Origin of the sequence: Jhaorihella thermophila (genome assembly GCF_900108275.1) — a bacterium.
In the GTDB taxonomy this organism is placed as follows: domain Bacteria; phylum Pseudomonadota; class Alphaproteobacteria; order Rhodobacterales; family Rhodobacteraceae; genus Jhaorihella; species Jhaorihella thermophila.
In genome coordinates, this window is record NZ_FNVD01000036.1 from 1 (window position 1) to 9,684 (window position 9,684).

The 9,684-nt window shown below is 64.5% G+C and carries 8 protein-coding genes and 2 pseudogenes; 8 read left to right on the forward strand and 2 right to left on the reverse strand.

The genetic code is table 11. The features are described 5' to 3' along the window. Positions 1-129: 129 nt before the first annotated feature. Positions 130-1,062, reverse strand: a complete 933-nt coding sequence (locus C4S70_RS17660; protein WP_146064259.1) for a sulfurtransferase — start codon at positions 1,060-1,062, stop codon at positions 130-132. A gap of 274 nt (positions 1,063-1,336) precedes the next feature. On the opposite strand from C4S70_RS17660, the pseudogene dsrO reads away from it, so the two are divergent. From dsrO to C4S70_RS17695, 7 genes and pseudogenes are all read left to right on the forward strand, one after another. Continuing rightward, positions 1,337-2,089, forward strand: a pseudogene (dsrO, locus tag C4S70_RS19265) (sulfate reduction electron transfer complex DsrMKJOP subunit DsrO). Positions 2,090-2,091: 2 nt separating this feature from the next. Further along, positions 2,092-3,054 (forward strand): NrfD/PsrC family molybdoenzyme membrane anchor subunit, encoded by a 963-nt coding sequence (gene nrfD, locus C4S70_RS17670; RefSeq protein WP_104009416.1) that lies wholly within the window; start codon positions 2,092-2,094, stop codon positions 3,052-3,054. 234 nt (positions 3,055-3,288) lie between these two features. Continuing rightward, positions 3,289-4,623, forward strand: coding sequence for a molybdopterin-dependent oxidoreductase (locus tag C4S70_RS17675; protein WP_160114908.1), 1,335 nt, complete (start codon positions 3,289-3,291; stop codon positions 4,621-4,623). 33 nt (positions 4,624-4,656) lie between these two features. Next, on the forward strand, positions 4,657-5,688 hold the full coding sequence (locus tag C4S70_RS17680; protein ID WP_104009418.1) for a molybdopterin dinucleotide binding domain-containing protein: 1,032 nt from the start codon (positions 4,657-4,659) through the stop codon (positions 5,686-5,688). Then, the gene (locus C4S70_RS17685; RefSeq protein ID WP_104009419.1) at positions 5,685-6,329 is read left to right on the forward strand and encodes a TorD/DmsD family molecular chaperone; all 645 of its coding nucleotides are present in this window, start codon (positions 5,685-5,687) and stop codon (positions 6,327-6,329) included. The genes C4S70_RS17680 and C4S70_RS17685 overlap by 4 nt, the downstream gene beginning before the upstream one ends. Further along, positions 6,329-7,033 (forward strand): tetratricopeptide repeat protein, encoded by a 705-nt coding sequence (locus C4S70_RS17690; protein ID WP_104009420.1) that lies wholly within the window; start codon positions 6,329-6,331, stop codon positions 7,031-7,033. The genes C4S70_RS17685 and C4S70_RS17690 overlap by 1 nt, the downstream gene beginning before the upstream one ends. 34 nt (positions 7,034-7,067) lie before the next feature. Further along, positions 7,068-7,343, forward strand: a complete 276-nt coding sequence (locus C4S70_RS17695; protein ID WP_146064260.1) for a hypothetical protein — start codon at positions 7,068-7,070, stop codon at positions 7,341-7,343. Positions 7,344-7,678: 335 nt separating this feature from the next. On the opposite strand, the gene C4S70_RS17700 is transcribed toward C4S70_RS17695, so the two are convergent. Then, complete coding sequence (locus C4S70_RS17700) at positions 7,679-8,551, reverse strand: S-methyl-5'-thioadenosine phosphorylase (RefSeq protein WP_104009422.1); 873 nt, start codon at positions 8,549-8,551, stop codon at positions 7,679-7,681. Between the two features lie 213 nt (positions 8,552-8,764). Between C4S70_RS17700 and C4S70_RS17705 the strand changes: the two are divergent. Then, positions 8,765-9,611 (forward strand): annotated as a pseudogene (locus C4S70_RS17705) (SulP family inorganic anion transporter); the annotation flags it as partial. Positions 9,612-9,684: the final 73 nt, after the last annotated feature.

Sequence of the window (9,684 nt, forward strand, 5' to 3'; positions counted from 1 at the left end):
CGTGGAAGAAGCCGGGAAACATCTGCCCCAGCACGATCCCCGCCACGATGCACAGCGCAACCCAGAGGGTCAGGTAGCGTTCGAAGGCGTTCATGCCTGATCTCCTTTGCCGCGGTCTCCGGACCTGTCCTATTCCATCGAGAACGCCACGACCGGGCGACCCCTGCGGGTCCATTCGTTCATCGACCCGTCATATAGGCTGACTTGACTGTTGCCTGCCAATTCGTGAAGGGCAAACCAAGTGCCTGCGGCGAAATGGCCCGTGTTGCAGTTGCAATAGACAATGGCCGGCCCGTCGGCGCCCAGTCCCGTCATGGCTCGGCGCAGCGTGGTGTCGTCCAGGAAACGCTTGACCGGACCGGGGGTCAGAAAGGCATCGCTGGGGGCGAAACCCGCGCCGGGAATGTGGCCGCCCGTCGTGACCGTCGCTGAATGGTACAGGCCGAAATAGGGACCGAATTCACGGGCATCGTACAGCGCGGCCGATCCGGTATCGAGAGCCGTGTCCACGTCCGCCAGTGTCGCCAGGAACTCGGGCCGCCCGTCGCCGATGGCAAAGGTGCCGGGAGGCGGGGCAACAGGGGCGTCGTGGCTGATCGGCAGGCCCGCCTGTTTCCACGCCGCCTTGCCGCCGTCCAGCAGCGCCACCGCATCGTGCCCGTAGTATTTCAGCTGCCAGTAAAGCCGCGCGGCGGCGGTTACCTGCGCGGAATTGCGACCGCCGTTGACGATCACCACCTGCGTGCCGTCGCTTATCCCAGCCCGGCGCATCAACTGGGCAAAATCTTCGGGGCCCGGCAACATGCCGACCAGTTCCACTCCGTCCTCGATCCGGGTCGCGCGAATGTCGTGCCAGTCGATGAACACCGCGCCGGGGATGTGGCCGAGCTCCATGAACGCCTCGGAATTGTAGCGCACATCGACCACCGCGACCGCATCCCGGTGGCTGGCGAGCCACGCGGTATCGACCAGCGGGCCGGGCAGATCGGCGCGGACGGACGAGCCCAGAACGACACCGGCAAGGAAAACGAAGAGACGGGCGATTCGGTTGGGCGTGGTCACGAGGCCCCCAGTTTCACTCGGGTTTTCGCTGCGGCGCAGAAAAATTTGGTCTATGTCAATCAATGTGTTTCCGCGATGCAGCAGGCTCTACTTCGCGGTTGCGAAAGTGATCTGTCGTTGATCCAGATCGACGTCACGCACGGCGAAGGTGCTATTCACGAACGCGTGATGCCGCTCGCTCGGTGCCGCGACCAGCAAAGGCCCGCGTGTGTCGAAACCGGCCGCGTGCTTCAACGAACGGCATCCCGTCATCTGGCGACCAGAGGAGGGAGCCGTGAAGGACTATCCCGACAAACCAGGCATCAGCCGGCGTGCGTTCCTTGGCACGGGGGCGGCTGGGGCCGCCGCGGCGGGAACGCTGGCCGGCGGCGATGCCAATTCGGCCGTGGAGTCGAAGGCGAAAAAGAAATATGTGATGGTGATCGACGCGCGGCGCTGCTACGGCGTTCACGCCTGCACCGTGGCCTGCAAGGCGGAATACAAGGTGCCGCTGGGCGAGAACCGGTCCTGGGTCGAAGAGATCGAGAAGGGGAATTACCCCAACGTCTCTCGCAGCTTCCTGCCACGGCTGTGCAACCACTGCGACGAACCGGCCTGCGTTTCGGTTTGTCCGACCGGCGCAACATGGAAGCGCGACGAGGACGGCATCGTCGTCATCGACAGGAACATTTGCATCGGCTGAAAATACTGCGTGCAGGCCTGCCCCTGTGACATGCGTTTCGTCAACGAGGACACCGGAACCGCCGACAAGTGCGATTTCTGCATTCACCGTGTCAGCCAGGGGCTGCAACCGGCCTGTGTCGAGGCCTGCCCGTCGCGGGCGCGCATTTTCGGCGATCTGAACGATCCCGAAAGCGAAGTGTCGAAACTCATCGCCGAGAACCCGGTGACGGTTCTGCGCCCCGAAAAGGGCACCGGACCCAACGTCTACTACATCGGCGCCGACCATACGGACGAAAAGGATCCGCGCCCGGACGGCATGTATGTCGATGTCAAGACCAACCGCCGGCATCTTGAGCGGAGGTAACCATGGAACACGAACTCTATTGGGGACTGCCTGTCATCCTCTATCTCTTTCTGGCAGGCATGGGTGCGGGCGCGACGGTCGTCGGCGCGTCGATGATGCTTCGCGGTGGCGGCGGCCCGCGCGGTGTGCACCATGAAATCGCCCGCTATGGCGCGCTTCTGGGTCCGATCCCTGTGATCGTCGGCGTCGCCGCGATCGTGTTCGAACTGGGGTCGTGGCAGGCGGGACACTATTTCCGCTTCATAAACCTCTTCCTGATGGCCAACCTGTCGCCGATGTCGGTGGGGTCGTGGCTGCTGGTGGCCTTCATCGTCACCAGCCTGATGTATGCCTACACCTATCTGCCGTTTCTTCCGATGCTGTTCGGCGACCGGCTGAAATGGCGGGTGTGGCTGGCGTGGATCAACATTCCGCTGGGGATCGGCGTGGCCGTCTATACCGGCGTTCTGCTGGGGTCGATGCCGTCGCGGCCGTTCTGGAATTCGCCCATGCTGGCCTTCCTGTTCCTGATTTCCGCGCTTTCGACCGGCACCGCGCTGATCATCTTTGCCCGGTCGTTCATCACCCGTGGCGGTCTGAGCGAAGAGCAACGCGAAGTCGTGCACAAGTCGGGCTATGTGCTGGCCAGTGCCGACGTGACCATGATCGCCTTTGAAATCCTGGCCGTGTTCCTGTTCGTGATGTTCGCCTATCTGACCGTGGGCGACGTGCGCTATGCCATCGACACGATCCTGCCCGGCGGTCCGCTGGCCGGTCTGTTCTGGGGTGGCGTGGTGCTGATCGGCCTGGCGATCCCGGGGCTGGTGGAGCTGTATCACGTCGCGCCCAGCGTCATCTACAAGAAGAAATACGAGGTCTCCCGATACACGGAAATGGTGCTCGCGATCCTCGTGATCGTTGGCGGTTTCCTGCTGCGCTATGTCGTGGTGGTTGCCGGCCAGATCACCGGTCCGGTCGGAGTGTGAGGACAGAACCATGAAAAACAGACGCGAATTCCTGAAACTCGGGGCGACGGCGTCCGCGCTTGGCCTGGTCGCAGGCACGGCAAGTGCGCGGCAGGTGCCCGGACTGAACTGGAAGGTCAACGGCATCGACAAGCACCTGGTGAACGCGCCGGTGTTTGAAGGCCCGCTTTTGAAGGCCCGCTGCTGCATGGCGGCAAGGACTTTTCGCCGATCACCTACGAAGAGCGCAAGGCGGTGCCTTCGGCCTGCTACCAATGCGTCACCCGCTGCCCGATCGTGGGCTATGTCGAGAATGGCAAGCTCGAAAAGATCTCGCCGCAATACAACTCGATCCGCACCGAGGGCACGCTGTGGGCCAAGGCGCAGGCGGGCGTGAACCACGTCTACGATCCCGACCGGATCCTCTATCCGCTGCGGCGCGTCGGCAAGCGCGGCGAAGGCAAGTGGAAGCGGATCAGCTGGGACGAGGCGCTGGACGAGATCGCCGCACGGCTCAAGAAGCTGCGCGACGAGGGCACGCCCGAGAAGTTCATGTTCCACTATGGCCGGATGAAGTCCTCGACTTCCAAGATGGTCAAGAGCGTGTTCCTCGCCACCTACGGCACCGGGACGATCGGCAACCACACGGCGATCTGCGAAGGGTCGAAATGGGTGGCGCAGGAGCTGACCTGGGGTGGTCACTATGACAACTGGGATTTCGACAACACCCAGTTCATCCTCAACTTCGGCTCGAACGTCTACGAGGCACACACCAACCACAACCCCGTGGCGCACCGGCTGACGCGGGCCGTGGTCGAACGCAACCTGCGCATGGTGACCTTTGACGTGCGGCTGTCCAACACCGCGGCCAAGTCGTGGGAATGGGTGCCGATCAAGCCCGGCACCGACATCGCCGTGATCCTGGCCATGTGCAACGTGATCATGTCCGAAGACATCATTCCCATCGAGGGGCGCAACTTCCTGCGCTTCTGCCGCGTGACCAAGGACGTGAACGCCAGCACGGACGAAAAGATCGCCGCGCTGAAAGAGCACCTGAAGGACTACACCCCGAAATGGGCCGAAGGCATCAGCGGCGTGCCGGCGCAGAAAATCGTGGAGATCGCCCGCGAGCTTGCGATCAAGCATCCGGCGGCGATCATCAGCTATCGCGGCGCGGTGACCCATGCCTATGGCGTGGAAACGGAACGGGCGCTGATGATGCTGTCCTCGATCACCGGCAACGTCGACGCGCCCGGCGGGCGGCTCAAGGCGGTCGGACCGCACTGGAAGTATCCCAAGGGCCCGAAGGAAAAGCCTAAGGCGCGCAAGCTGGGCGTTCTGGACGGGTTCCCCGGTCAGGTGGCCTTCCCGAACCACCATGTCAGCCAGCTTACTTTCGAATTGATCCGGGATGGCTCCTATGGCCGACCCGAGGTCTACATGTGGATGAAGTATCAGCCCGTGTATTCCAACGGCGACTGCAAGGCGAACGAGGAAATCCTCAAGGACGAGAGCATCCTGCCGTTCACGGTGGCGGTGTCCCCGTTCTACGACGAATCTTCGCACCTGGCCGACATCATCCTGCCCTAAGCCACCTATCTGGAGCGCTGGGACTGGGAGGACATGGTGTCGCCCGATCAACGGCCGGAATACTACATCCGGCAGCCGATCGTGCCGCCGATGGGCGAAACCCGCGATTTCGGCGATGTGGCCTGCGACCTGGCCGAACGCATGGGCATGCCGCTGGGCTTCAAGACCAAGGAAGAGTTCGTACGCCTTTCCTGCGAGATGACCCCCGAGGTGAAGGAGGCCGGCGGGTTCGAATACATGAAGGAGCACGGGGTCTATCACAACCCCGAGACCAAGGCGGCCTGTTTCTCCTACATGCGTACGATCCCGCCGTCCGCCTTCGCGGCCGAGGACGTCATCTTTGACGAATGGCTCGGCGTCTACTGGAACTGGAAGAAGTCCAGGGCCAAGAGCCGCGAAGAGGCGATGGAAAAGGGCTACATGCACACCAAGAAGGCCTACACGGGCTATGTCGGTCAGCAGATCGGCGGCGCGGTGTATCGTGGCTTCCCGCCCGACAAGGTGAACAAGACCGGGTTCATGGAACTCTATTCCGAACTGATGGAAGAGAAGGGCTTCAACCCGCTGCCCAGCTATTATCCGAACCCCGAGCACCAGAAGATGGGCGAGGACGAGTTGATCTTGACCACCTACAAGGTCAACGTCCAGTCGCATTCGCGTACCCAGAACTGCAAGTGGTTGACCGAGATCTACCACACCAACCCGGCCTGGATTAACCCCGAGACCGCGGCCAGACGCGGCATCGCGAATGGCGACCTGATCAAGGTGAAATCCGAAGTCGGTGAAATCACCACCAAGGCGCGGGTGACGCCGGGCGTGGTGCCGGGTGTGATCGCCATCTCGAACCACTGCGGTCACTGGAAATATGGGCGCTATGCCTCGGGCAATGCCACGCCGGAAGACATCCGGGGTGACCTCGAGGACCGCGACGCGCACCGGATCTGGTGGAACGACGACCATGGCGCGCACCCCAACTGGCTGATCCCGAACAAGCCCGATCCGATCGGTGGGGAACAGCGGTGGAACGACACGGTCGTCACCGTCGAGAAGGTGGCCAGCGCATGACCCTTTCGGCATCGGCACAGGCGGCGGGGGCCCGGTCGCAGATGTACGCGCTCCTGGCTGCGGTCTTTCGCCGTCCGCTTGATGCCGGGCAGATCGAGGGGCTGCGCAGCCCCGAGATGCTCGCCGCCCTCGCGGCGGCGGGCATCGACCCCGGCGAAGCGTTCCGCGATGACGACGTTGATGTTCTGCGCGACGCGCTCGCGGTGGACTTCACCAACATCTTCCATCACCCCGAGGGCAAGATCATGCCTTGCGAGGGGCTGATGCTGGCCCACGAGGATGAGCTTCACGGCCGCAAGACCGAAGAGGTTGAACGGTTCCTTGCCAATGTCGGGTATCGCGTCCCGCCCGAACGCGGCGAGATGGCCGATCACATTGCAGTCGAACTGGAGTTCATGGCCGACCTCGCCCGACGCGAGGCCGAGGCTTGGGAGGCCGGGGACGAGGAAACCGCGCGCAAGGCGCATGACGTTCAGCGCGATTTCCTCGACCGGCACCTGGGCCGCTGGGCGGGGATCTTCGCGCTGCGCGTCGCCATGCGGGCCGAGGCGCCGTTCTATGCGGCCTTTGCGCAGGCCGTGGCGGATTTCGTCGCGGATGACATCGAAGCCTTTGCGGCAGAGGCGCGGGAGGTCGACTGATGAAACGCCCGCTCCCCTTCATCGTGGCTTTTGCGGCGGCAATGCCGGCGCAAGCCGTGGCCTGCGGATGGTGGGGCGAAAACCTTGACGAGAAATCGTCCGATGCCGTCATCGTCGAAAGCATGACGGACAAGCCCGACCTGTCCACGCCCGAGGGCATGGCGCGGATGGCGCGGGCCTGCCGGATCGGCGACGGGGTGCCGCAGGACGATCTCGTCGCCCGCCGCTGGGCCGGGCCGGCGGCAAGGGGCGGTCATGTGGGCGCGATGAACGACTATGCACAGATGCTGGAACAGGGCATCGGCGGCCCGCAGGATCTTGCAGCGGCGGCCGAATGGTATGAAAGGGCGGCCGAGGCGGGCAATGCCCAGGCCATGCACAGCCTTGCGCATATGCATTTCGACGGGCGCGGCGTGGCTCGTGACTGGGCGAAGGCGGCAGACCTGATGCGCCGCTCGGCCGCTGCCGGTCATGCTTCGGCGGCCGAAGAGCTGGCGCTAATGCTTTGGCGGGGGGATCTGGGCGAACGGGAGCCGAACGAAGCCTGTCTGTGGTGGCTGACTGCCGACCTGAAGACGCCATCGGACGGCGCGGATACCTGCCGGGCGCACGACCCGGGCCTCACCGACGGTCAGATCGCGGAACTGCGCCAAAGGGCGGTCGATCTGGTTGACGGCGCATCGCATCGGGGGCCGGGATCATGAACAGGGACGACGGATCAAATCGGAGGAAGCAAGGGTGAAACTCGCAATCACGACACTCGCGGCGGCTCTTTTGGTTCTGGCATACACCGTTCCGGGTCACGCCGAGGGCGCGAAGGAAAAGGGCGAAGTCGCGGAGATCCTGGTCAGGGTGATGACGCCGGACGGCCCGCGCTGGTACAAGCCGGGCGCCGACCTGAGCAAGGTGGACGTCAGCGAGGGCAAGATCATCGAATTCAGCTACGAAGGCGACACGATCGAAGCCGTGACCGTCCTGCGCGAAGAGGAAGGGCAAAAGAAGCAGGGGGACTGAAGGCGCGTTATCCAGGCGCGTCTCCATACCCTTGTTTCTGATCGTTCCCGGCCCGGCGACACGTTGCCGGATCCGTGTTCCTGAAGGCCTTTCCGAACCGGGCCGTGCAATCTTCGGCTTCGCTGGCGACCGGCAATGTGTCACGACCGCGCCGATGGCCAGGTCACAAGGCAGCGTCCCGCCAGCCACTCGCGCGGGCTATCGCCTGCCGGTTCTGCTTCGCTCGCGGGCGGCGCTTCGACCACCGCCCCCGACAAGGTTCGTGGTGGGATGCCTTGTGGCCCGGTAGGTGGACCATGCGCAACAGGCAGCCGGGCAGCGCCCGCTCCCCAGCCTTACAGAACGCGGCCCGCGACGGCGTCCAGCTTGGCCACCAGGTCGGGGTCGCGCCTTTCCGGGGCGGTCAGGATCGCATGATCCAGCGCCCGGTCGCAGCCATGTGGGCAGGGCGCGCGGTCGGCTCCCAGCAGCGCGGGCAGCCGCGACACCATCGCCCGGCCCTTGTCGGCATTGCCCATCAGGATCGCGATGATGTCGCTGATATCCACCTCGCCATGATGCGGGTGCCAGCTGTCGTAATCGGTCACCATCGCCACCGAGGCATAGCACAGCTCGGCCTCGCGGGCCAGTTTCGCCTCGGGCATGTTGGTCATGCCGATCACGTCGGCGCCCCAGGCCTCGCGATACATCCTGGATTCAGCCAGCGTGGAAAACTGCGGCCCCTCCATCGCCAGATAGGTGCCGCCGCGATGGACGTTGATCCCGGCCTCGCGCGCGGCCGTCTCGCAGGCATCGCCCAGCCGCGGGCAGGTGGGGTGTGCCACGCTGACATGTGCGACGCAGCCGGTGCCGAAAAAGCTTTTCTCTCGGGCAAAGGTGCGGTCGATGAACTGGTCCACGATCACGAAATCGCCCGGTGCCATCTCCTCGCGGAACGACCCGCAGGCGCTGACGCTCACCACGTCGGTCACGCCCAGCCGCTTGAGCGCGTCGATATTGGCGCGATAGGGCACTTCGGTCGGCGAATGAACATGCCCGCGCCCGTGCCGGGGCAGAAACACCATTTCGACCCCGTCGAGCCGCCCGGTCAGAACCTCGTCCGACGGTGCGCCCCAAGGCGTCTCCACCTTGACCCAGACCGCATCCTGCAGCCCCTCGATCTCGTAAAGCCCCGAGCCGCCGATCACGCCGATTTTCGTCTGTGCCATGGTCTGTCCCCTTCGGTTCCGGGCGCGACTGTAGCGTTCCGGGGCGCAACTGCAATATCCCAGTTGTATCTGTCGGCGCCCGGCGCGTGTTGCACGTCACTTGTTGGGCGCATGGCGGGTATCCCGCAGCCGGCACGGCCTCCGCGCCGATCGACCCGTATGACGGGGATTCGCGCGAACAACAAACCCGATGGACCACCGACAGGAGCCCCGATGAGCCGAACCCTCACGGCCTGCATTTCCGATCGCCTTGCCATTCCCGACCTCCGCTGGGTGCCCGATACCCGGCTCAGCCCCGCCCTGATGCGGGTCGAACTGCTGTCGGGGCTGACCTTGGCCTTGGCGCTGGTGCCCGAGGCAATGGCCTTCCCTTCGTCGCCGGGGTCCACCCGTTGGTGGGGCTTTGCGCGGCCTGACTCGTGGGGCCGATCACGGCGCTTCCGGGCGACCGGCCCGGCACAACCTCGGGTGCGACCGGGGCGCTGGCGGTGGCGATGGTGTCGCTGGTGACGCAGGACGGGGTCGAATATCTCTTCGCCTCCGTCGTGCTGATGGGGCTGTTGCAGCTCTTCGCCGGCGCCATGCGCCGGGGAAAGTTCATTCGACTGGTGCCGCACCCGGCGATGCTGAGCTTCGTGAACGGGCTGGCCATCGTGATCTTCCTGGCCCAGTTTGGCCAGTTCAATGTCCCCGGCAGCGGTCAAGGCGGTGGCCACGGCATTGGCGGCGGCGAATGGCTCTCGGGCCCGCCGCCGGTCATGATGATCGCGCTGGTGGCGTTGACCATGGCGGTGATCTGGGTGATGCCGCGCATCACCCGTCTGGTGCCGGCGCCGCTGGCCGGGATTGCAGTGGCGGCCGCGCTGGTGATCGGGGCCGGGCGGGACGTGCCTCTGGTCGGCGATCTCGCCTCGATCCAGGGCGGTCTGCCGCGCTTTCACGTGCCGATGGTGCCGCAGTGCCGCTGACTTTCGAGACCCTGCGGATCATCCTGCCCTACGCGGTGATCCTGGCGGCAATCGATCTGATCGAAAGCCTCCTGACCCTTCTGTATCTTGGCTTTGCTAATCTGCCCCCGTCACCGCCCTTGGCCGAGGGTGATGACGGGGCGGTGTATGGCGTCTGAGCCTTGT

Bases quoted from the DNA above. Each gene is read 5' to 3' on its own strand.
- C4S70_RS17690 (WP_104009420.1), top strand. From the start codon at position 6,329: ATGAAACGCCCGCTCCCCTTCATCGTGGCTTTTGCGGCGGCAATGCCG.
- nrfD (WP_104009416.1), top strand. From the start codon at position 2,092: ATGGAACACGAACTCTATTGGGGACTGCCTGTCATCCTCTATCTCTTT.
- C4S70_RS17700 (WP_104009422.1), bottom strand. From the start codon at position 8,551: ATGGCACAGACGAAAATCGGCGTGATCGGCGGCTCGGGGCTTTACGAG.
- C4S70_RS17685 (WP_104009419.1), top strand. From the start codon at position 5,685: ATGACCCTTTCGGCATCGGCACAGGCGGCGGGGGCCCGGTCGCAGATG.
- C4S70_RS17680 (WP_104009418.1), top strand. From the start codon at position 4,657: ATGGTGTCGCCCGATCAACGGCCGGAATACTACATCCGGCAGCCGATC.